Source organism: Streptomyces sp. NBC_00996 (assembly GCF_045162675.1).
Lineage (GTDB): Bacteria > Actinomycetota > Actinomycetes > Streptomycetales > Streptomycetaceae > Streptomyces.
On sequence record NZ_CP108723.1, the window covers coordinates 4,122,318 to 4,143,342 of the forward strand.

Below are 21,025 nucleotides of genomic sequence, written 5' to 3' on the forward strand. Positions count from 1 at the left end.
GGCACGAGAGATCGTGCCGGAAGAACCCACTCGGGATCTACCACTAGGGATCTAAGGGGAGCAGCGGTGGCGGAATCGGGGGACCTGACAGAGCCGGTCGCGGGCGTCTACGAGCAGCTGATCACCCACAGCCTGCACGATCGGATAGAGGGGTTCGAATCCGCAGGTTGGAAGGCCATCGACGCGGAGGTCGGCAAGGAGTCCACGCCGCATGTGCTGGCCCGGTACATCGGCGAGGCCGTGGGGCGCCGATTGAGTCGGCTGCCGCACGACAAGCAGGTGGACGCCGCCAACCAGATCATGCGGTCCCTGGCTGCCAGCACGCCCGACCCGGATGCGGACGACATCGTCGGCACCATCGCCGACGGGCCCCGCCAACTCCTCGCCCTCGCCGAGCAGGAGGCGCCCGGCGTCTACGCGATTCGGCCCCTCACGCCCCTCTCCGAAACCGCGTTGATCACGAACGCCCCAGATGACCCCAGCCTGGGCGCCGAGCTACGGGCTGAGCTGGCCACGGCCGACCGCATCGACCTGCTGTGCGCGTTCGTGAAGTGGTACGGAATGCGGGTACTTGAGGACTCCCTGCGCGCAGCGAAGGAGCGGGGCGTTCCGATCCGGGTCATCACGACCACCTACATCGGCGCCACGGATCGATATGCCTTGGACCGCCTGGTCCGCGAGTTCGGCGCCCAGGTCAAGGTCAACTACGAGATCCGGTCGACGCGTCTGCACGCGAAGGCATGGCTGTTCCGGCGCGATACCGGCTTTGACACAGCTTATGTGGGCAGTTCGAACCTCTCGAAGGCCGCGCTGCTCGACGGTCTGGAGTGGAACGTACGGCTGTCGTCGGTAGCAACCCCCAGGGTGCTCGACAAGTTCGAGGCGACGTTCGACTCGTACTGGGACGATGCCGCTTTCGAGTCGTACGACCCTGACCGCGACGGAAAGCGGCTCGCCGAGGCGCTCTCCCAGGCGGGAGGGAGCGGGTCGGGCGGCGACCTCAAGATCAACCTCTCCGGGCTCGAAGTGCGTCCGTTCCCGCACCAGCGGGACATGTTGGAGCGACTCCGCGTCGAGAGGGAGGTACGCGGCCACCACGAGAACCTCCTCGTCGCAGCGACCGGCACTGGCAAGACCGTCATGGCGGCCCTCGACTACCGCAACCTGCGTGACCAGCGCGGCGGTGAGCTCCCCCGCCTGCTCTTCGTGGCACACCGCAAGGAGATCCTGAAGCAGTCCCTGCGGACCTATCGCGAGGTGCTCGACGACGCCTCCTTCGGCGAACTGCTCTACAACGGCGAGGAGCCTCGCGACTGGACGCATGTCTTCGCGAGCGTCCAATCCCTCAAGCTCCAACGACTGGAACAGCTCGATCCCGGCCACTTCGACGTCATCGTCATCGACGAGTTCCACCACGCCAAAGCGGACACCTATCAGCGCGTCATCAGGCACTTCAAACCCACCGAGCTGCTCGGCCTCACCGCGACCCCGGAGAGGATGGACGGGTACAACGTCCAGGACGAGTTCTTCGGGGGCCGCATCGCCGCCGAAATGCGGCTGTGGGAAGCCCTTGAGAACGACCTGCTGTGCCCTTTCCACTACTTCGGCATCCCGGACGGCACGGATCTGTCCCAGCTCAACTGGCGTGCGGGCTCATACGACCGGGACCAACTCGACAACCTCTACACGGGCAGCCACGCGCGGGCTCGTATCGTCATCAAGCAGGTAAAGGACAAGATCTCCAACCCGGGTGCCATGCGTGCCCTGGGCTTCTGTGTGACTAAGAAACACGCGCACTTCATGGCCGACCGCTTCCGCGAGGCGGGGTTCCAGGCTGCGGCACTCGACAGTGAATCGAGCCCAGCAGAGCGCGAACGGACGCTCGACGACCTCAAGGCCGGCAGGATCCAGGTGATCTTCTCCGTCGACTTGTTCAACGAAGGCCTCGACGTCCCCGATGTCGACACGCTGATCCTCCTGCGGCCCACGAACAGCGCGACCGTCTTCCTCCAGCAGTTGGGGCGCGGACTGCGTCGTACGCCGAACAAGCCAGTGCTGACCGTACTCGACTTCATCGGGACGCACCGAGCGGAGTTCCGCTTCGAGGAACAGTTCCGCGTCCTGACCAACCTCTCCCGCAATCGCCTGGTCGACGGCATCGAGCGGGACTTCCCGCAACTGCCCTCCGGCTGCCAGATCATCCTGGAGGGCAAGTCCAAGGACCTCGTCCTCGACAACATCCGTACCCAGCTCAACGCCACCATCAACACGCTGGCGAAAGAGGTCAGGGACTACAGCACGCCCAAGCTCGCGGCCTACCTGCGGGAGAGCAGGCGGGAAATCAAGGAACTCTACAAGACCAAGAACTCCTGGACCAAGATCCTTCGCAAAGCTGGCCTCATCAAGGAGGCCGCTCTGCCGGGAGAAGAGGAACTCCTCAAGCGCGTCCACGCCTTCCTGCACGTGGACGATCCTGAGCGGGCCCGTACCTATCTGCGCCTCCTCGCGGATGACGCCCCCGACTACGATTCGCTCTCCCCGACCGAGCAGGCATACGCCCGCATGCTCTTCTTCAACCTGTGGGACAAGGCTGGCGGCTTCTCCAGCTACCAGCAGGGGCTTGAGTCGCTGCGAGCCCTGCATGTATTCCGCGATGAACTGCGGCAGGTCCTGTCATACGTCCACGACCAGACCGACCACTTCCCCATCCCTCTGGACGGCCCGCTCGGCCACCTCCCGCTGAAGATCCACAGCGCCTACAACCGCTCCGAGATCCTCTCGGCCCTCGGAATCGCCCGACTGGGCGGCCAGATGCCCGGAGACTTCGGCCAAGGAGTGCGCTGGATCGAGGAGCTCAAGACCGACGCCCTACTCATCACCTTGGACAAGGACGAGCGGGACTTCTCCCCCAATGTCCGCTACAAGGACTACGCGCTCAGCCCCACCCTGTTCCACTGGGAGTCACAGAACGCCACATCGGAAAACTCCCCGACCGGCATGCGGTACCGGCACCATGTCGAGCGCGGCAGCCATGTCCTGCTCTTCCTGCGCCGCTACAAGGACAACAGCATCAGCAAGGCCGAGCCATGGATGCTGCTGGGCCCGGCCAGGTTCAAGAAGCACACCGGCAGCAAGCCGATGGCGATCACATGGGAGCTCCAGCACGAGCTTCCGGCCGATGTGTGGTCGTACTCGGCCACCGTCTCGGCAGGGTGAGTGCGACCACGCATCAGCCGTGCAAGGCCTCGATCTCCGCTTCGAAGTGCGTCTGGGCTCTGTCCAGCACTTCGTCTGCGTCACGGCCATGCGCCTGGAGCCAATGGAGGAGGTCGGCGATGATGTCGATGGCCGCCTCCTCGGCCACGGCCGCGCACAACGGATGTGATCCGACGCTCATCACAGGCGGCGCCGACTCCGCCCTGTAGAGGTCGAGCAGCCCTGCGGCTCTACTCAGTCGCGGGGTCGGAGTCTTCGGGATCGTCGAGGTCGGCCCCGTCGCCAGCTCACACCACGTCACCTTCCGGTCGGCGCGGAGCTCGACACCCCAGCGGTCCGCGGTGGCCTCGACGAGGGCCATCCCACGGCCGCCTTCGCTGTCGACTCCCGCCTGGATCAGTGTCGGTAGGGCACGAGTGTCGGGGTCGTGGACCTCGATGCGCAGGTAGGCGCCGTTCATGGAGACGGCAAGCGTGGTCGGCGTCCCAACGCCAACGTGGGTGATGACATTGGACACGAGCTCGGAGACGCAGAGTTGAGCTGCATCGGTGACGTGCTGCATTCCCCAGAGCCCGAGGTGGATGCGCATGATGCGGCGAAGCGCGGCCACTTCCTCGGGCTCTGCCACGACGGGGACGTTCCACGGCTCCCTTGGCATGGGGGCGTTGGTCTCCATCGCCCGGCTCCTTCCCTGCAAGCCCTGTCGCGTTGTGCGATCAATGACACACGAAGAGTTGCATTGGAACTCTCAAAATGGAACTCTCACGACGGGAGAGAAGGAGCACGGAGCTCTTGGACGCGCCCCCGGCGCACACCGTCTTGCCGTGGAGCTCGCAAAACCGCACGATCTGACTGATCGACACGAAGGGCCTAAACATGGCAGTTGGACCCACGACCCGCAGGCGCCAGCTGGGCGCCGACCTGCGCCGCCTCCGCGAAGCGAAAGGCTTGACCTTGGAAGAGGCAGGAGCGCGCGTCGGCATCTCCAAGGCAACACTGAGCCGCTATGAGACCAAGGAGGGGACAGTCAAGTGGCCGGCTGTGGACGCCCTATGCCGCGAATACGGCGCCTCTGACGAAGAGCGCCTCGCCCTCGTCGAACTCGCCAAAGGCGCCAGGATCCAGGGATGGTGGCGGTCACTCGCCGACCCCATCCCCGAGTCCATGAACCTCATGCTCACGCTAGAGGACGAGGTGGTTCGCGAAGACCACTACGCCTGCATGTACATTCCCGGGCTTCTCCAGACCCGTGCCTACGCAGAGGCTGTTCATCGAGCCTCGGAGGTGGAGTGCGCGGAGCGGGAGGTGCAGCACATGGTCGACATCCGCATGAAACGGCAGGAGCTCCTCCAGCGAGACGAGCCGCCGCACATCTGGTGTGTGATCGATGAGGCGGCGCTCCGACGCAGAGTCGGCGGGAGCGAGGTCATGCAGAAGCAACTCCAGCACCTGCTCGCCATGTCTCAGCGACCTCACGTCACGATCCAAGTGCTGCCGTTCTCAACAGGCGCACATGCAGCCGCAGTTGGCAGCTTCGCTGTTCTGCGCGGTCCCGCTCCCGAGCTGGACGTGGTGTACGTGGATCTCCTCGGCGGGGGCCTCTTCATCGAGAAGCCGCAGGAACTGGAGCGCTATAGGTTGGCGTTCCAGTACCTGAGCGCGCAAGCACTCGACCTTGAGTCTTCAGCAGCACTCATCGCCCGTATAAGCAAGGAGACGTGATGACCCCACCCCCCGCTCCCTCCTGGTTCAAGTCCTCTTACAGCGGAGGAAGCGGGACGGAGTGCCTTGAGTGTGTGCATACGCGAGACGAAACCCTCGTACGCGACTCAAAGTGTGACGGAGGCCCTGTACTCATTGTTCGAGGTCAAGCGTGGCGTGCATTCACAGAGGCAGTGAGGAACGGGGGACTGGAAGGCTGAGGTTGACAACACCTCCAAATTGTCACCGTTCGACGAACCTGTTACTTACTCTCCATTATGACATCAAGGTCACGAAACCCATCCAGCACAACATTTACCGTCTTAAGCTCCTTTTGTGGATCAGGCCTTACCTGCATCTTGGCCCCCTTGTGAGCAGTATCGCCTCGGGCCGTCGCCCAGGTTTCCGTGGTGTTTAGCCACGCGGAATCAATTTCTACTTCCTGCAGACCGATCGGAAGGAGCAGTCGCAGTAGATTCTTCTCCTTTATGCCATGATTTTGGTTACGAGCATAACGGTGAAGGTCAGTTCGCGCGGCATCTATCCGCGCTTCTAAGGCAGGATACTTAGCTGGCCTTGCGGCCGCCTCGCTTAAAGATTCAGGGATGGGTGGCGCAGATTCCCTGTACGCAACGACCGCAAGCAAGCTCGTAGAGATCGAGCCGCTGGCCTTCCAGTCGGAAACTGCCTGATCGATTACTTCAATAACGCGATCCTCGATAAAGGATTCAAATTCTGCGTGGGCAAGAATCCTGAAGGCTCGCGTATGTTCGTAGACTGTCTCTTCATAGAGCACCGTAGGGTCAAAAGATTGCGGCAGGAAGCCCTGCCGCAACTCTCCGATTCTTTTTTCAAGCTCTATGAAACGCGAAGATGCCACACCGACCCCTATGGAATGAGGCGATTATCGCGCAGCTCGGGGATGCGCAGCTTCATCTCAATTGCCTCACCGAGAGCCTCGCCCCATAGAGAGAGGCGGCGATGGGTGGCAACGGGAGTCTTAGTGGTTGTCTGGATCGACTCAACGAACCGTTGGTTTCCATCGCACAGGTTACGAAAGGCAGTTTCGACCTGCACAGAGTGAGATGTCGCTTTGGAGCGAACGGCCTCATCGGAGAAGTAGTAGGTCATGGCATCGAAAACGGCCCTATTAAACCGTCCTTCGTACTTGCCGCCAGCCCAGCGATAGAATGCGTTATCGCCGAAAACCTTGAACGTCGCCTCGATGGCATTATTGCAGTTCTCGCCGACCTGCTTGATACGGTCCTCTTCTTTCAACCACTGATCGTTGAGGACATTAACGGTGTCGTCGAGGAATTTTTTGAGATTTCCGGTGTACTCGTCCAGGGTGAACTGGAAGCCGAAGTACCGAAGCAGTATCTCAACATCCCGCATGCGGAAGTCAGGCTTGTCGATACGCAGAGCCGCCCGTAGCCACTCACTATCGGATGCGGAGTCATCCAGATAGTCAGTAAAGGGGCCAGGATGCAGGGCCTGCCGAAGCTCCTGAGGAGATAGCCTCACGCTACCTGTATTCAATCGCAGAAACACGAGATTCAGAAAATCCTCGTTAGGCCAACGCCGCACGACAACAGTGCGGATCGTCTCATTAAGCAGCGAATTCAGATCATCCACATAGCTATCGTCACCCTCCATCTTTCGGAGCGTCGCAAGCCGGAGATCTTCGCGAACCTCAAGCCCCGTGAGCGAGAAGCCCTTGAAGGCCTCCTCCTCTGCGGATGCCGCGAAAGACGAACCTGCAGCAAATTGCCTGAGCGCAAGTAGGCGCTGCTTACCGTCTAGTACTATGAACTTGCCGCGCCGGTTCTTGTCTTCCGCCAAGACAATCTGCGGGATCGGCAGGCCGAGAATCAGAGATTCAATAAAACGGCTCTTTCGGGGCTTATTCCAAGCGTCCCTACGCTGGAACCTTGGATTAAGTTGAATATTCCCTCGACGCAATTGGCTCAAAATAGTTTCGGCAGTCCAGTCTGTATCCGTGACCACCGCTCGCGTTACTTCCTCAGAGGTTACCGATGCAGCGGTGTCCTCTTCTTCGCCATCTACGTCGTCCCAGTCGGGTTCGTTGTCGTTCGTCACGTCGCTCCGCACCTCGTAGATCCCAGCCCGAGACACCCCGAGTCTCCCAACCGACCCAGCTTGCCAGACTAGATCGCATGCTGGGGCAGGTGTGGAAATCCTAGCTCGCCGAGGTGTTCGATATCACTGCAACGCTTCAATCGCCTTGAAGATCAAGGCACTTGCATCGATGGTGGCAGCTCTCCGACACAGCCGAGCAGGACAGCCCGTAGGACGCATGGCTTCGGCGGGACGTTGAGCACGTTAGCTACCCTGCACTCATGATTCGCGCTGTGGTCTTCGACGTCGGTGAGTGCCTTCTGGACGAGACCCGTGAGTACGGGACCTGGGCCGATTGGCTTGGCGTGCCTCGGCACACCTTTCACGCGATGTTCGGGGCAGTGATCGCCCAGGGCCGTGACTATCGCGAGACATTCCAGGAGTTCCGGCCCGGCTTCGATCTCTATGAGGAGCGGGAGAAGCGAGTCGCCGCCGGGCAACCGGAGACGTTCGGGGAGGGCGACCTGTATGAGGACGTTCGGCCTGCGCTCACCGAGCTCCGCGCCGGTGGTCTGTGGCTCGGCATCGCCGGCAACCAAACCGTGCGCGCAGGGCGGATTCTGCGCTCGCTGTTCTCCGATGGCGTCGATCTGATCGGCACGTCGGATGACTGGGGTGCCAGTAAGCCCGACCCGGAATTCTTCAAGCGCGTCGCGGCCGTAGTGCCCTTCGAGAGTGACGAGATCCTCTACGTCGGGGATCGGTGCGACAACGACATCCGACCCGCCGTAGAGGCGGGGATGCACACCGCGCTCGTGCGTCGCGGACCGTGGGCCACGATCCAGTGGAACAGCCCCGAGGCCCGGCAACTGCCGACGTTTCGCGTCGGCAGCCTCCTAGAACTCTCCAGGTTGATCCAGGACTTCAACGGCTCAGCGCGCTGAGTGTCGTCGACCATCCGTAGAGCCGGTCGTCGAGGTCGCGGACGCAGGGCTCGTGTTGGTGGGGGGTCAGCGCTCGCCTAACCTCTCGCACTCGGTCCATTCCGGTCGCGTACCACGTGAGGGCGAGCTGGTCGAGGGCGCGACCGACGTACTCGCACGCCTGCCCCGGGTTTCCCGAAGCGGCTTCGACTGCGGCCAAGTCACCGAAGACCACGGTGCGTTGCTTGTCCTCGCTCACGGGCATCTCGTCGAGAACACGGAGCAGGGTCTCGCGCGCTTGAGGGAGGTGCCCGGCGATCAGCTGGGTGTTGCCCTTGAAGGCTGCCAGACGGGCGGGAGAGAACCAGTCCATCCACTCGGGCGACGCGTACTCGTTCCCAGTGGTGATCACGTCTTCGGCGTGCCCGATCAGGTGGAGTGCGGTACGCGTGTTCCCACAACGGGTCTCGCATTCGGCTTCGACGGCGTCGAGCCAGGCGAGGAGCTCCGCGGAGGCGGGGGCGCGGCGGGCGTACGTGCGTGCCGCGACCATCCGCTCCAGTGCCGCGTCGCTGTCGCCCACCCAGCCGGGGATGAACGCCATATGTGCGATGACCGCCGAGCCGAGAAGAGGGTCATCGGCCTCGCCCGCGGCCTGGAGAGCCAAGAGGAGGGTGTCGTTCGCGGTGCTCGGTTCGCGGCGATCGAAGAACTCGATCCGGCCCGCCAGGAGGTAGGACTCGGCCAGTGCCGCAGCCACGGTACGGCGTGTGGAACCACTCGTCTCCGACAGCAGCGCGCATCCCAACGCGGCGTGCGCGATCACAGCGGGATGCAGCTTGTCCGGGGACACCGACCAGTACAGCCGCCGGTGCGATCGAGTCACAGCCTCGAAATCCACGCCGGCGCTGGCCGGTTGTGTTGTCGCAGCCGCTCGCCCCGGTACGAAGGCAAGCCCGACAGCGGCTGCGCCGCCGGTCACAAGAGTGCGACGCATGCGATCGGGGTGTGTCCCGTCAGAACCCCACGGAGGCGTGAAGCCAAGGGATTCCACGCTCTGCCCAAGCAAATGGACGAGTACCCGCTGACAGTCCGGTTGCGGCCACGGAGGGCTCTCGGACTCCCAGCGCCGGACCTGACGTACACCGATCGACAAGCCGCGGAGGCCAAGCTGCTGAGCGGCCTCGGTCAGGGCATCGGCCAAATTCTGCTGCGAGTTGAAACCTGCGGCCACGCGAGCGGCCTTCAGGCGGACATTGCCAGTGGGACGGGGCATGAGTACCTCCTCAGGGAGACTGTGCTCATCGCCCCACAGTAAGTCCGATGTGGCGCGTCTCGTCACTCAAAAGCGCCAAGTAAGCCCTATAGATGTCCTCTTGATGGCCTCCAAAGGTCCTCGAAACGAATGCAGTGGACGTCCAGTCTGAGTCTCACCAGCGAAACCGCCGATGAGGACAGGGGTACGCCGTGGGCGACACACAGCAGACGACGGACAGGGAAATTGCCGAGTGGCTCACCATGGAGCACCCAGTGCCTCGGCAGGTCTGGACGGAATGGTCGACGCACGGTGTCGCCCTGCTGCCACTCGGCAAACGGTTCGCCGCGGTGCGGATGACCACGGATGCCGTTCACGCCGCCGTCGATTCCGACGTCTCGGCCGAAGTAGCTTCAGAGCTACGAGAGTTGTTGAGCGGCCCGGTCGTCTACGACCGTCGAGCCGTAGGTGTCACGTACTACGCCCTGATCCAGCGGGATACCGAACTCGTCTGGCCGCACGCCGATGTCGCACCTTGCCTTGGGCAGGGCACCTATCTGGGCGTACCTCGCATCGACCGCCGTGAACCACCGGGCACCTATTGGGTGGTGACACCGCGGTACCCCGGCGACCTTTGTCCGTCGCAGGCTGTGGCCGCCCTGGTCGAGGCCGGGCAGCGGCGACTCGTCGAGACAGCAGGGCTGTGCTCATCCAACCAGCGAAGCTGTGACGGCCCTCCAGCGATCACTTGAGCGACCCAGGCGATAGGGCCGCTCTCAGATGTGGCGACGCACTACATCGACCCCAGAGACTTCGACGACAGCAGGTCGTCCGCCATCGGATAGCCGATTTCCGCAGCGGCTTCGATGACGTCCTGTACGGATGCCGAGGGGTTGAGTTTGGTGATCTGTGCCCGGTCCAGCGGGCGCAGATCGTACAGGTGGCGTACGGGCTCGATGTCGATGGTCGTCTCGTAGTAGTCCTCGGCGAACTCCTGGAAGGCCTCCGGGGTCGGGGCGAGGAGCAGTTCGAACAGCCAGTCCGAGCCGTCGGGGTCCGGGTGTCCTTCGGGGAAGGTGATCTGTCCGGTTTTCCAGGACCGATCTGTCGACTCGCGCCACACGCACACCGTCACCACGGGCGTTCCGTCCTCGTCCGTGAAGGCGGGCTCGTCGACGTAGCACTGGAAGGGCTCGGGTACGGAGTCCAGGACACCCGGCCAGGGGGCGGGCACGTCGTCGTGGTGGTACGGGCTCAGGGGAGACTCGTGGTCGAAGCCGCGGATGTATGCGCCGGTGGGGGCGAAGACTATGTCGTACTCGTCGCCGGATCCGTTGCTCATCGAGGCCAGTTCCTCGGTGTCCGACCATTTGGCGTCGTACGAGTAGTAGCGCTCGCCTTCGGGGTTGACTATCGCCTCGGCCATGGCCATCGAGCGGCAGAGGTCTTTCAGGGATTCGATGTCGGGGAGCGCCCGGGCGACGTCGTGAGCAGTCATGGGGCACATCCAAGCGGGTGCCACTGACAGTCCCGCCGGAGGGGGGTCTAACCGTGGGCGTCACCACCGACGGCAAGGTCGCCGACGACCTGTACGCGATCCACTCCACCGACGTCTCCACCGACGCGGTGGTCAAGGCCGCGCATGCCTTCCTGGACGGGCTGTCCCCCAAGGAGCGGCGGGCCTCGGTGTTCGACGTCGACGACGACGAATGGCCGGCCTGGAGCAACGTCGATGGATACCAGCGAGCCCTGAGGTCGCCGCGGCCGGCTTCGCCATGCCGAACAACAAGGCATGACCGGGCGGGCGTCCGTCGACGAGCACGGGCGAGTTAGCCTCGGTTCGTTCGACAGACGCAGCAGCGGGAGGCAGCAATGGCGAAGGTACCGGCCGCGGCGGTGGCCGCGGGTGGGCTCATCGGTGGGTACGGCGTGGCCCGTTGGACCAAGAAGCGGCAGCTGGGCGGGGTCGTGCTGGCCGCCGCCGGGGCCACGGCCGCGCAGCAGTGGAAGCAGCAGGCCGGCGGGAAGGCCGCCGGGGCGCTGACCGCCGCCTACATCGCCGCCTTCGCCGGGTCTCATCCGCTGGCCAAGAAGGTGGGCGCCTGGCCCGCCGTGTTCGGCGTCGCCGGGGCCGTGGCCCTCGCCTCGTGGGCCGTGGCCGACCGGCGGGCCTGAGCCGGCCCACGCCACAGCCGGGGGCGGCGGCGTCGTCACGTCGGACGCCACGCCGACCACAGCCGGGCGGCGGCGCCGTCACCTGGACGACGTCACGACACCTTGCGCGCCTACGAGGCCGCCGCGGCGGACACGGATGCCGCGCCGGATGCGGACGCTGACACGGCCCCGGACGAAGGCGCTGACGCGGGCCCCGCGACCGAGCCCGCCCCCTGAAACGCCCGCCGATACGCGTTGGGGCTCGTTCCCACCACCCGCTTGAACCGCTCCCGGAACGCCGTCGGCGAGCCGAACCCCGCCTGGACCGCGATGCGTTCGACCGGGTACGTGGTCGTCTCCAGGAGGTACTGGGCGCGCCGTACCCGCGCCCGGTGCAGCCACTGGAGGGGCGTCGTGCCGGTCTGTTCACGGAAGCGGCGGTTGAGGGTACGGGTGCTCATGCCGGCGCGGGCGGCGATGTCCTCCAGGGTCAGGTCGTGGCCCGCGTTCTCCTCCAGCCAGGCGAGGAGGGGCTCCATCGTGGTGCCGGCCGGTACCGGCGGCTGGTCGTGGACGATGAACTGGGCCTGGCCGCCCTCCCGTTCGAGCGGCATGACGGACATCCGGGCGGCATGCGCGGCGACGGCGGAGCCGTGGTCCATGCGGATCATGTGCAGGCACATGTCGAGGGCCGCGGCCGCGCCCGCCGAGGTGAGGAACTGGCCGTTGTCGACGTAGAGGACGTTCGGATCGACGGTCACCGCCGGGTACATGGCCGCCAGGTCCTGGGCGGCGACCCAGTGGGTGGTCGCGCGCAGCCCGTCCAGCAGGCCGGTGGCGGCGAAAACGAAGGCGCCGACGCAGATCGAGGCGATCCGGGTGCCGTTCGCGGCCGCCGCGCGCAGCGCCTCCGCCACGCCCGGCGGGAGCGGGACGGTGGGGTCGGCGATGCCGGGCAGGACGATCGTGTCCGCTTCCGCCAGCGCCTCCAGACCGTAGGGGGCGCGCACCGCGAACGGGCCCGCGCTCACCTCCTCGTCCGCCGTGACCGAACAGACCCGGATCCGGTACGCCGCCCGGCCGTCCGGCAGCCGGGCCCAGCCGAAGGTGTCGATCGGGGCAGAGAGGTCGAACGGGATGACCTGGTCGAGCGCCAGTACGGCCACGGTGTGCATGGCTAGAGGATAAGGTTCCAACGGAATCGAGCCACCGCCGTCCAGTCGGCACCCGTCAGCCCGGAAAGCCCCGGGTGAGAACCCTCTCAGGCGCTACGCCGCTTCTCAGCCGCATCGCGGGCAGCTCCGGCGGCCGCTGGCGAGAATCCGTTGAGTACTGGCAGAACCGCCACTTCTCCAAGATCCGTGCCGCCCATAGCGTCACTCTGTGACCAAGTTCCTCCTCGCCGTTCACGTCCTCGCAGCGATCATCGCCATCGGGCCCGTCACCGTCGCCGCGAGCATGTTCCCGCCCAGTGCGCGCAAGGCTCTCGCCGAGCCGAAGAACACCCAGGCCGTGTCGACCGTGCGGCTGCTGCACCGCATCTGCCGGATGTACGCCACCGTCGGCGTCGTCGTTCCCGTCTTCGGGTTCGCCACGGCGAGCAACATGGGCGTACTCGGCGACACCTGGCTGATCGTCTCGATCGCGCTGACGGCCGTCGCCGCGGTCGTGCTCATCGCCCTCGTCCTGCCCGGGCAGGCCGCGATCGCGGAGGGGGTCTGGGATGCCGGGGGCGGGGAGGTCACGGTTGCCCGGAACGCGACCGTTCGGCTCGCCATGTTCACCGGGATCTTCAACCTTCTCTGGGCCACCGTCACGATCCTGATGATCATTCGCCCGGGGTCCACCACGGGGGCGTAGCCCCCTGCACGGCTCACGCTTGTCGGACCTCTCTGCGGATACGGCATTCCTAGTCCATGTCGTGCGGCAGGACCACCGCCGACCGGCTGCCCGGCACAGGGGCTTAGGATCCCGCCCATGTACGGACAGCAGGAGCAAGCGGCGCCGCAGGCCTACCTCGCCTCGGTGGAAGGTCGGCTCACGGCCGACGGGTGTGCCACACGGTGGGAGGACTGGGCCGGGGTACCCGTCCTCGTGGGGCGGCGGGCCGACTTCAAGATGCGCTGGATGGCGACGAAGCTGCACCTGTTCACCGTGGCCGCGGCGGTCCCGGAGATAACCGTCCCCGCCATCTCCGCCTTCACCGACCAGGTGATGAAGTACGCCAAGGACACCAAGGGCGGCCTCCCCGTCGGCATGCAGAACGGGGTCGGCGCCTTCCCGCTGCTCGTCAGCGACCGGGTCGATCCGGCCGCCGTGCGATGGGCGGAGGAGCAGCAACGCATCAAGTTCGCCTGTATGACGCGGCCCGTCGTGGTCGACAGCGCGCGCCAGTACGTGGGCATGTACCGCGGCAAGCCGGCCCTCGGGCGCGTCTACGCCTCGTACTTCATCGAGAAGGGGTCGCGGTACTTCGACGGCCAGTGAGACGTGGGTGGGCCGCCAGTGGGTCGTGGGTCGGCGGCGGGTGAGACGTCGGGGGGCGGCCGGCCAGAGGCCCGCGGGCGCCCCCCGCGCCTCCACCCGTGTCACATGTGGTGGGCCAGGCTCAGCTCATCGTCCACCAGGTCCGCCCTGAACTGCCGTGCCACCGCGGCCACGACGAGTACCCCGGCGGCCCCCAGCAGCGTGAAGAACGCCCACGCCAGCGGCCACGCGTTCGCGAAGCCGTCGGGCGGCCCGGGGTGCGTGCGCAGGGACACGTACAGCAGGGCCGCCGGCGGCACCGCCACCAGCAGCAACGGCCAGGCCAGCGCGTCCCGGTGGCCGAAGTAGGCGGCGAGGAGCAGCAGGATCAGGGCGAGGAACACGGCGCCCAGGCCGGTCACCGGCGTCGTCTCGAGGCTCGAATCCGCCGTCTCGGGGCGGTTGCGCAGATCCCAGGGCAGGCAGAGGAGATACGCCGCCGCGGAGAGGGCGGCGCCGAGCACGCGCGTCAGCCAGCGTTCCGGCCAAGGGCGCGTTCGCAAGGGGCGGAGCAGCTTCTCGGTCATGCGTACGAGGGTTCCTGCCCGGGCGGCGGGCCGACAGAGTACGCATACTCAGAACCACATACTCAGCCGCTACTCAGCCATGCCCGGGGGCGAGCGACATCATGTCGCCGACCTGGCGGACTCGGCGGCCCCGGCCGGTGTCACCGACAGCGGTGTGGCGATGTCCTCCAGGGAGCGCCGCTCGGCGTTCACCGCGAGGAACGCGGCGACCAGGCCCGCCGCGCACATCAGGCCCGCGCCGATCCGGAAGGCGAGCACCGTGTCGCCGACGACTCCGGACTCGGTGAGGTCGGCGAAGACGAGCGGCCCGCTGATGCCGCCGGCGGCCGTTCCGATGGCGTAGAAGAAGGCGATGGCCATCGCTCGGGTCTCCAGCGGGAAGATCTCCGAGACGGTCAGATACGCGCTGGAGGCGCCCGCCGAGGCGAAGAACAGCACCACGCACCAGCACGCCGTCATCGTCACCGCGCTCAGCGAGCCCCGGCCGAAGAGCCACGCCGTGCCGAAGAGCAGCAGACCCGAAATCAAGTACGTCGAGGAGATCATCACCCGGCGGCCGATCGTGTCGAAGAGCTTGCCGAGCAGCAGCGGGCCGAGGAAGTTGCCGGCCGCGATGACGGCGAAGTAGTAGCCGGTTCCCCCGGAGGGCACGTCGAAGAACTTGGTGAGGATGGCGCCGAAGCCGAAGGTGATCGCGTTGTAGAGAAAGGCCTGACCGATGAAGAGGGCGAGGCCGAGCACGGCCCGTTTCGGATAGTGCCTGAAGACGGTCCTCGCGATGATGCCGAAGCCGATGCTCTTGCGCTGGTGGATGGTGATCTCGCCCTGCGGGCGCGGCAGTGGCGTGCCCTTCTCCTCCTCGATCTCCCGTTCCACCTCGCTGACCAGCGCCTCCGCGTCTGTACCGCGACCGTGCACGAACTGCCACCGCGGGCTTTCCGGCACATGCCGCCTGACCAGCAGGATCACCAGCCCGAGGACCACTCCGAGACCGAAGGTCAGCCGCCAGCCGAGGTCCTTGGGGAAGATGTCGGTGTTCAGCATCAGGATGGACAACAGCGCGCCGCCGATCGCGCCGAGCCAGTAGCTGCCGTTGATGATCAGGTCGACCCGGCCGCGGAACTTGGCGGGGATGAGCTCGTCGATCGCCGAGTTGATGGCCGCGTACTCACCGCCGATACCGAAGCCGGTCAGGAAGCGGAAGGTGAAGAACCACCAGGCGTCGAAGGACAGCGCGGTCAGCGCGGTCGCGGAGAGGTAGACGGCGAGGGTCACCATGAAGAGCTTCTTGCGGCCGTGGCGGTCGGTCAGCCGGCCGAAGAAGAGCGCGCCCACGCAGGCACCCGCCACATAGAGAGCCGCCGCGACACCTGTGACCTGGGCCGAGGAGATGGACAGCCCGCTGCCGTCCTCGGAGAGCCGGCCCGCGATGTTGCCGACGGTGGTGACCTCCAGGCCGTCCAGGATCCAGACCGTTCCCAGGCCGATCACGATCATCCAGTGCCACTTGGACCACGGCAGCCGGTCCAGGCGGGCGGGTACGTTCGTCGTGACGGTTCCGGCGGAGGCCGGTACGGATGCCGGTGAGGCCGGTGGGGTCATGGCTCCCTCTCCCTTGAGTGAACCCCGCCCGGGTTCCCCTCCCAGGGTCCGTTACGCCCCCAGTCCCCGCGACACGACGTAGATCAGCAGCCCCGCCAGCGAACCCACCACCGTGCCGTTGATCCGGATGAACTGCAGGTCGCGGCCGATGTGGGCCTCGATCTTCCGGGTCGTGTGCTCGGCGTCCCAGCCCGCGACGGTGTCGGTGATGAGCGAGGTGATCTCCTTGCGGTACGTCGTCACCACGTACACCGCCGCGCCCTCGACCCAGCTGTCGACCTTGGCCTGGAGCTTGGGCTCCACCGACATCCGGGCACCCAGGGACAGCAGGGAAGCCCGGACCCGCAGCCGCAACTCGCTGCGCTCGTCCTCCGCGGCGGACACCATCATGGACCGCACGGCCGTCCAGGCGGAGGCGATCAGGTCCTGGACCTCGCCGCGGCCGAGGACCTCGCCCTTCAGGCGCTCCACGCGGGCCCGCGTGTCCGTGTCGGACTGGAGGTCGCGGGCGAAGTCGGTGAGGAACCGGTCGAGGGCACCGCGGGCCGGGTGGGAGGGGGCGTCGCGCATCTCGGTGACGAAGCGGAGCAGCTCCTTGTAGACCCGCTCGCCGACCTTCCTGTCGACGAAACGGGGGGTCCAGCCGGGCGCGCCGCCCTCGATCGCGTCCATGACCTGCTCGTCGTGCAGCACCAGCCACTCCTGGGCGCGGACGCAGATCAGGTCCACGACCCGCTCGTGGCCGCGGTCCAGGACGATCTTCTCCAGCATCTTCCCTATGCCGGGCGCGATCTCCTGAGCGTCGGCACGCCGGGTGATCGCCTCACCGACGACCGCCTGCACATCGGAGTCGCGGAGCACGGTGAGCGCGCCGCGCAGGGCGGCGGAGAGCTCCGCCGTCACACGGTCGGCGTGCTCCGGTTCGGCGAGCCAGGCGCCGAGCCGGCTGCCGATGCCGACGGCGCGCAGCCGCTGTCGTACGACCTCCTCGGAGAGGAAGTTCTCCCCGACGAACTCGCCGAGCGAGACGCCCAGCTGGTCTTTCTTGTTGGGGATGATCGCGGTGTGCGGGATGGGCAGGCCGAGCGGGTGACGGAAGAGGGCCGTGACCGCGAACCAGTCGGCGAGCGCGCCGACCATGCCGGCCTCGGCGGCCGCCGCGACATAGCCGGTCCAGGCACCGGCACCCGAGTTCTGCGCCCACTTGGCGAGGACGTACACCAGCGCGACGAAGAGCAGCAGGCCGGTCGCCGTGATCTTCATCCGGCGGACGCCCCGGCGCTTCTCCTCGTCGGCGGGGCTGAAGGAGGTCATCGCCCGGCCCGGCGGCCCTGGGGCGGTCCCCTCGGGGTTCACGGCGGCGCCCGGCCGGGCATGCTGCCCTTCGGCACCCGCTTCTTCCCGTTTCGTGCGTTCCATCCGCTCCACCCGTCCAGTGACCTCGTACACATTGTCCCTTCCTGACCGACTCCTGGAACGAAACAGGAGTTCCCGGCGTCTGTTCGGACGGGGAACAGTCCGGGGGGACCCTAAGGGGCGCTGTCGGTGTTCTTCCGCCCCATGACGCATCATGGGGCGATCACATCGGAGCCTCGGGCTCCCATCGCCCGAGGAGACACACACCGCATGACCAAGCGTCACGCCGGGGGTGCGGGGCCCGCTGCGGAGCAGCCGATGTCAGCAGCCCCCGCAAGGCACGGCGCCATGCTCGCCGCGATCATTGCCGTGATCGTGTTTCTTTCCGCCGCCATATACGTCGGCGTCTCGGCGGACGAGGGCGGCGACCAGAACAACCTCGCCGGCGGCCGCACCCCGCACAACTCCGCCGCCCCCGCCTCCACCGGCACCTGGGTCGGTGCCTGGTCGGCCTCTCCCGTCGGAGCCGAGCCCGGCACCGAGACGACCGGCATGGCGGGCCGCTCCGTGCGCAACGTCGTGCACGCGAGCGCCGGTGGTACGAGTGCCCGCGTCACGCTGTCCAACCTCTACGGGCAGCAGCCGCTGAGCATCACCCACGCCACGATCGCCGTCGCCGCGACCGTGAACAACGCCGCCGCCGTGACCGACACCATGCGCCGCCTCACCTTCGGCGGCGGCACATCGGTCATCATCCCGGCCGGCGAGCAGGTGATGAGCGACGCCGTGCACGTGCGGATCCCGCACGGCTCGGACGTCCTTGTGACGACGTACACGCCCACCCCGTCCGGCCCGGTCACCTACCACCCGCACGCGCGACAGATGTCGTACGTCGCCGACGGCGACCGCACGGAGGACGTGACCGGCACCGCGTACACCGAACAGAGCGAGTACTGGCGCTATCTGACCGCCCTCGACGTGCTGAGCGACGAGTCGGCGGGCACCGTCGTCGTGCTGGGCGACTCGCTCACCGACGGCATCACCTCCACGGTCGGGGCCAACCATCGTTGGACCGACGCCCTTTCGGACCGGCTGCGCGACGCGGCGGGGTCGGACGACGTGCCGCGCTACAGCGTCGTCAACCAGGGCATCAGCGGGAACCAGATCCTCGCCGCGGGGCTCGGCCGCCCCGCCGACAACCCAAGTGGCCTCTCCCGCTTCGGGCGTGACGTGCTCGACCGTACGAACGTCAAGGCCGTCGTCATCGATCTCGGGGTCAACGACATTCTGCGCAATCCGCATCACGTGGATCCCCGGACCGTCACCGACGGACTGCGGAAGCTGGTGCGGCAGGCGCACGCCCGCGGACTGCGGGTCGTCGGGGCCACTCTGATGCCGTTCCAGGGGCACCGGGGGTACACGGACGCCCGGGACGCAGTGCGGCAGGCCGTCAACGCGGAGATCCGGGCGGGGAAGGTGTACGACGCCGTCGTCGACTTCGACGCGGCGCTTCGTGATCCTTACAACCCCCGGCGGCTGCGGGGCGATGACGACTCGGGGGATCACTTGCACCCCAGCGACAAGGGGTACAAGCGGATGGCTGAGGTGTTCGACCTGGAGGATTTGAAGGGGTCGGCTCCGGCGCAGCTGTAGTGGCCCTCGGCTGCGGGTTCGTTGGCGCCCACGCGGCGGAGCCGCACCATGTCTCAGCCCCGCGCCCCTGAAGGGGCGCTCCGGCCGACCGCGGGTCAATAGTCGCCGTGGCGGCGCCTGTCCCGGGCCTCTCGGCGCTCCCGGTGGCGCTCCCTGCGTTCCTCGTGCCGTTCGCGACGCTCCTCGTGGCGTTCGCGGATCAGGTCGCGGGCCTCGTCGAGCGCGTCGTACATGTCGCCGAGACCGTCGCTCCGCGCCCCCTGGGAACCCTGCAACTCCTTGCGGGCCGCCCTGCGTTCGAGCTTCTCCTGGCGGCGCTCCTCCTTGATGCGAAGCCGCTCGGCGCGGGTCAGCTTGCGTTCGACCCCGACGCCGCCCCAGAAGGCGAACCCCGTGACGATCACGCGCGGGGCACCCGGCTCCCCGGGCCGGCCCTCCTCGCGGTGGTCGAAGCCGCCCATGATGCCGATGCCGCGCACGACGACCTCGACGCCGGGCGGTACGACCACGTTCACCCCGCCCATGACGGCGACGCAGTTGATGACGACCTCGCGGTCCGCGAAGTTCGCCTCGCGCAGGTCGATCTCACCGCCGCCCATGAAGGCGAAGGAGTTGAAGCGCCGCGGCACGGTCCAGCGCCCCTTGCGCTCGAACCCGGACAGGATCGCCACACCCCACGAGGACGAACCCTCGCCGCCGACGATCCGGCCCGCCCAACTCCCGCTCGCCACAGGTTGCTTGACCATGGAGACGGGGGCCACGGCCGCCGCGCCCGGCAGATCACGGGTGATCGGCGTCAGCTCCCCGTACGTGCGTGCCTTGTACGTCGCCTCCAGCCGCTCCTCGAACTCCTCCATGTCGAGACGGCCCTCCGCGAGGGCGTCCCTCAGCTGTTCGGCGACTCGTTCACGATCGGCGTCGGAGGCACGCAGCTCCGGGAGTTCGTCGTCGGTCATGTACAGCAGCCTACGAGTTCCCCGGCCCGCGGGCCATGCGGCCCGCCAATCCGCGAAGACTCGCTACGAGACCGCTTTCTCCGCGCCACTCTGTGCGTACATCTTGGCAATGACCGCCTCGATGTCCGGCTCCCGCACCGAAAGATCCACCAGCGGATACTCCGCCGCGATGCGCGCCACGAGCGGAGCCGCCGACCGAGCCGCGGGGAAGGCGAGCCACTGCCGCGGCCCCTCCACCTTCACCACCCGCGCCGACTCCACCTCGATCGGCGGCAGCTCCCGCTCCAGGTCCACGACCAGCGTCCGCTCGCTCTCCCCCACCTCGTGCAGCCCGGTCAGCGGGCCGTCGTACATCAGCCGACCGTGGTCGATGACCATCACCCGCCGGCACAGCTGCTCGATGTCGGTGAGGTCGTGCGTGGTGAGCAGGACGGTCGTGCCGCGCTCGGCGTTCAGCTCGCGCAGGAACTCCCGGACCCGCGCCTTGCTGATCACGTCGAGACCGATGGTCGGCTCGTCGAGATAGAGGACCTCCGGGTCGTGCAGCAGCGCGGCCGCGATGTCGCCGCGCATTCGCTGCCCCAGGGAGAGCTGGCGCACGGGCACATCCAACAGGTCGGCCAGTTCCAGGAGTTCGACACAGCGGTCGAGGTTCTCGCGGTAACGCCCGTCCGGGATCCGGTACATGCGGTGCATCAGGCGGTACGAGTCGATCAGCGGGAGGTCCCACCACAGAGTCGTACGCTGCCCGAACACGACCCCGATGCGCTGCGCGAGCCGCGTCCGCTCGCGCGACGGGTCGATGCCGGCGACCCGCAGCCGGCCGCCGCTCGGGGTGAGGATGCCGGTCAGCATCTTGATGGTGGTGGACTTGCCCGCACCGTTCGGGCCGATGTAGCCGACCATCTCACCGCGCGGCACGGTGAAGGAGAGGGAGTCGACGGCGCGCACCTGCCGCCGCTCACTGCGCAGGAAGCCGGTCTTCTTGCGCACGTCGAAGACCTTCTCGACACCGTCGAGCTCGATGAAGTCACCCTCCGCGCCGCTGAATTGACCGTCCACGCCGGCTGCCACGTC

The 21,025-nt window shown here is 66.7% G+C and carries 21 protein-coding genes; 10 read left to right on the forward strand and 11 right to left on the reverse strand.

Annotated features, from left to right (window positions below):
* Positions 1-66: 66 nt before the first annotated feature.
* Complete coding sequence (locus OG390_RS19460; RefSeq protein ID WP_406169580.1) at positions 67-3,216, forward strand: DUF3427 domain-containing protein; 3,150 nt, start codon at positions 67-69, stop codon at positions 3,214-3,216.
* A 13-nt stretch (positions 3,217-3,229) separates the two neighbouring features.
* Here the strand turns inward: OG390_RS19460 and OG390_RS19465 are convergent, their stop codons facing one another.
* Positions 3,230-3,892, reverse strand: a complete 663-nt coding sequence (locus OG390_RS19465) for an ATP-binding protein (RefSeq protein ID WP_406169582.1) — start codon at positions 3,890-3,892, stop codon at positions 3,230-3,232.
* A gap of 200 nt (positions 3,893-4,092) precedes the next feature.
* On the opposite strand from OG390_RS19465, the gene OG390_RS19470 reads away from it, so the two are divergent.
* Positions 4,093-4,938, forward strand: coding sequence for a helix-turn-helix domain-containing protein (locus tag OG390_RS19470; RefSeq protein ID WP_406169584.1), 846 nt, complete (start codon positions 4,093-4,095; stop codon positions 4,936-4,938).
* Entirely contained in the window at positions 4,938-5,138 is a 201-nt protein-coding gene (locus OG390_RS19475; RefSeq protein ID WP_406169586.1) for a DUF397 domain-containing protein, read from the forward strand. Before OG390_RS19470 ends, OG390_RS19475 begins: the two co-directional genes overlap by 1 nt.
* A 41-nt stretch (positions 5,139-5,179) precedes the next feature.
* Here OG390_RS19475 and OG390_RS19480 read toward each other — a convergent pair whose 3' ends face one another.
* Both OG390_RS19480 and OG390_RS19485 read right to left on the reverse strand, forming a co-directional pair.
* Positions 5,180-5,797 (reverse strand): HEPN domain-containing protein, encoded by a 618-nt coding sequence (locus tag OG390_RS19480; RefSeq protein WP_406169588.1) that lies wholly within the window; start codon positions 5,795-5,797, stop codon positions 5,180-5,182.
* An 8-nt stretch (positions 5,798-5,805) separates the two neighbouring features.
* The gene (locus OG390_RS19485; RefSeq protein WP_406169590.1) at positions 5,806-7,017 is read right to left on the reverse strand and encodes a DUF262 domain-containing protein; all 1,212 of its coding nucleotides are present in this window, start codon (positions 7,015-7,017) and stop codon (positions 5,806-5,808) included.
* Between the two features lie 260 nt (positions 7,018-7,277).
* Between OG390_RS19485 and OG390_RS19490 the strand changes: the two genes are divergently transcribed.
* Entirely contained in the window at positions 7,278-7,940 is a 663-nt protein-coding gene (locus OG390_RS19490) for an HAD family hydrolase (RefSeq protein ID WP_406169592.1), read from the forward strand.
* Here the strand turns inward: OG390_RS19490 and OG390_RS19495 are convergent.
* Positions 7,921-9,195, reverse strand: coding sequence for a transcriptional regulator (locus OG390_RS19495; protein WP_406169594.1), 1,275 nt, complete (start codon positions 9,193-9,195; stop codon positions 7,921-7,923). The two genes, OG390_RS19490 and OG390_RS19495, sit on opposite strands and share 20 nt — an antisense overlap.
* 191 nt (positions 9,196-9,386) lie before the next feature.
* Between OG390_RS19495 and OG390_RS19500 the strand changes: the two genes are divergently transcribed.
* Positions 9,387-9,926 (forward strand): hypothetical protein, encoded by a 540-nt coding sequence (locus OG390_RS19500; RefSeq protein WP_406169596.1) that lies wholly within the window; start codon positions 9,387-9,389, stop codon positions 9,924-9,926.
* Positions 9,927-9,967: 41 nt separating this feature from the next.
* Here the strand turns inward: OG390_RS19500 and OG390_RS19505 are convergent, their stop codons facing one another.
* Positions 9,968-10,672 carry a hypothetical protein gene (locus OG390_RS19505; RefSeq protein ID WP_406169598.1) on the reverse strand — a complete coding sequence of 235 codons (705 nt, stop codon included), beginning with the start codon at positions 10,670-10,672 and terminating at the stop codon, positions 9,968-9,970.
* A 53-nt stretch (positions 10,673-10,725) separates the two neighbouring features.
* Here OG390_RS19505 and OG390_RS19510 point away from each other — a divergent pair, with 53 nt between their 5' ends.
* On the forward strand, positions 10,726-11,007 hold the full coding sequence (locus OG390_RS19510; RefSeq protein ID WP_406169600.1) for a DUF3500 domain-containing protein: 282 nt from the start codon (positions 10,726-10,728) through the stop codon (positions 11,005-11,007).
* 39 nt (positions 11,008-11,046) lie between these two features.
* On the forward strand, positions 11,047-11,349 hold the full coding sequence (locus OG390_RS19515) for a hypothetical protein (RefSeq protein WP_406169602.1): 303 nt from the start codon (positions 11,047-11,049) through the stop codon (positions 11,347-11,349).
* A 110-nt stretch (positions 11,350-11,459) separates the two neighbouring features.
* Here the strand turns inward: OG390_RS19515 and OG390_RS19520 are convergent, their stop codons facing one another.
* Positions 11,460-12,503 carry a GlxA family transcriptional regulator gene (locus tag OG390_RS19520; protein ID WP_406169604.1) on the reverse strand — a complete coding sequence of 348 codons (1,044 nt, stop codon included), beginning with the start codon at positions 12,501-12,503 and terminating at the stop codon, positions 11,460-11,462.
* Positions 12,504-12,711: 208 nt separating this feature from the next.
* On the opposite strand from OG390_RS19520, the gene OG390_RS19525 reads away from it, so the two are divergent.
* Entirely contained in the window at positions 12,712-13,188 is a 477-nt protein-coding gene (locus tag OG390_RS19525) for a DUF2269 family protein (RefSeq protein WP_406169606.1), read from the forward strand.
* Positions 13,189-13,305: 117 nt separating this feature from the next.
* Positions 13,306-13,815 carry a levansucrase gene (locus OG390_RS19530; protein WP_406169608.1) on the forward strand — a complete coding sequence of 170 codons (510 nt, stop codon included), beginning with the start codon at positions 13,306-13,308 and terminating at the stop codon, positions 13,813-13,815.
* A gap of 101 nt (positions 13,816-13,916) precedes the next feature.
* Here OG390_RS19530 and OG390_RS19535 read toward each other — a convergent pair whose 3' ends face one another.
* The 3 genes from OG390_RS19535 to OG390_RS19545 form a co-directional block, all read right to left on the reverse strand.
* Positions 13,917-14,381, reverse strand: coding sequence for a hypothetical protein (locus tag OG390_RS19535; RefSeq protein ID WP_406169610.1), 465 nt, complete (start codon positions 14,379-14,381; stop codon positions 13,917-13,919).
* 99 nt (positions 14,382-14,480) lie between these two features.
* Positions 14,481-15,983: an MFS transporter gene (locus tag OG390_RS19540; protein WP_406169612.1), complete on the reverse strand. Its 1,503-nt coding sequence runs from the start codon at positions 15,981-15,983 to the stop codon at positions 14,481-14,483.
* A 51-nt stretch (positions 15,984-16,034) separates the two neighbouring features.
* The gene (locus OG390_RS19545) at positions 16,035-17,402 is read right to left on the reverse strand and encodes a DUF445 domain-containing protein (RefSeq protein WP_406169614.1); all 1,368 of its coding nucleotides are present in this window, start codon (positions 17,400-17,402) and stop codon (positions 16,035-16,037) included.
* 207 nt (positions 17,403-17,609) lie between these two features.
* Here OG390_RS19545 and OG390_RS19550 point away from each other — a divergent pair, with 207 nt between their 5' ends.
* A complete protein-coding gene (locus OG390_RS19550; protein WP_406169616.1) occupies positions 17,610-18,992 on the forward strand; it encodes an SGNH/GDSL hydrolase family protein in 1,383 nt (460 codons plus the stop codon).
* Positions 18,993-19,087: 95 nt separating this feature from the next.
* Here the strand turns inward: OG390_RS19550 and OG390_RS19555 are convergent, their stop codons facing one another.
* Together OG390_RS19555 and OG390_RS19560 are read right to left on the reverse strand one after the other, a co-directional pair.
* Positions 19,088-19,948 carry a DUF1707 domain-containing protein gene (locus OG390_RS19555; RefSeq protein ID WP_406169618.1) on the reverse strand — a complete coding sequence of 287 codons (861 nt, stop codon included), beginning with the start codon at positions 19,946-19,948 and terminating at the stop codon, positions 19,088-19,090.
* 63 nt (positions 19,949-20,011) lie between these two features.
* A complete protein-coding gene (locus OG390_RS19560) occupies positions 20,012-21,022 on the reverse strand; it encodes an ATP-binding cassette domain-containing protein (RefSeq protein ID WP_406169620.1) in 1,011 nt (336 codons plus the stop codon).
* Positions 21,023-21,025: the final 3 nt, after the last annotated feature.

Coding starts and splice junctions, on each gene's coding strand:
- OG390_RS19535 (WP_406169610.1), bottom strand. CDS start 14,381: ATGACCGAGAAGCTGCTCCGCCCCTTGCGAACGCGCCCTTGGCCGGAA.
- OG390_RS19550 (WP_406169616.1), top strand. CDS start 17,610: ATGACCAAGCGTCACGCCGGGGGTGCGGGGCCCGCTGCGGAGCAGCCG.
- OG390_RS19515 (WP_406169602.1), top strand. CDS start 11,047: ATGGCGAAGGTACCGGCCGCGGCGGTGGCCGCGGGTGGGCTCATCGGT.
- OG390_RS19520 (WP_406169604.1), bottom strand. CDS start 12,503: ATGCACACCGTGGCCGTACTGGCGCTCGACCAGGTCATCCCGTTCGAC.
- OG390_RS19555 (WP_406169618.1), bottom strand. CDS start 19,948: ATGACCGACGACGAACTCCCGGAGCTGCGTGCCTCCGACGCCGATCGT.
- OG390_RS19495 (WP_406169594.1), bottom strand. CDS start 9,195: ATGCCCCGTCCCACTGGCAATGTCCGCCTGAAGGCCGCTCGCGTGGCC.
- OG390_RS19465 (WP_406169582.1), bottom strand. CDS start 3,892: ATGGAGACCAACGCCCCCATGCCAAGGGAGCCGTGGAACGTCCCCGTC.
- OG390_RS19475 (WP_406169586.1), top strand. CDS start 4,938: ATGACCCCACCCCCCGCTCCCTCCTGGTTCAAGTCCTCTTACAGCGGA.
- OG390_RS19470 (WP_406169584.1), top strand. CDS start 4,093: ATGGCAGTTGGACCCACGACCCGCAGGCGCCAGCTGGGCGCCGACCTG.
- OG390_RS19505 (WP_406169598.1), bottom strand. CDS start 10,672: ATGACTGCTCACGACGTCGCCCGGGCGCTCCCCGACATCGAATCCCTG.
- OG390_RS19490 (WP_406169592.1), top strand. CDS start 7,278: ATGATTCGCGCTGTGGTCTTCGACGTCGGTGAGTGCCTTCTGGACGAG.
- OG390_RS19540 (WP_406169612.1), bottom strand. CDS start 15,983: ATGACCCCACCGGCCTCACCGGCATCCGTACCGGCCTCCGCCGGAACC.
- OG390_RS19530 (WP_406169608.1), top strand. CDS start 13,306: ATGTACGGACAGCAGGAGCAAGCGGCGCCGCAGGCCTACCTCGCCTCG.
- OG390_RS19545 (WP_406169614.1), bottom strand. CDS start 17,402: ATGGAACGCACGAAACGGGAAGAAGCGGGTGCCGAAGGGCAGCATGCC.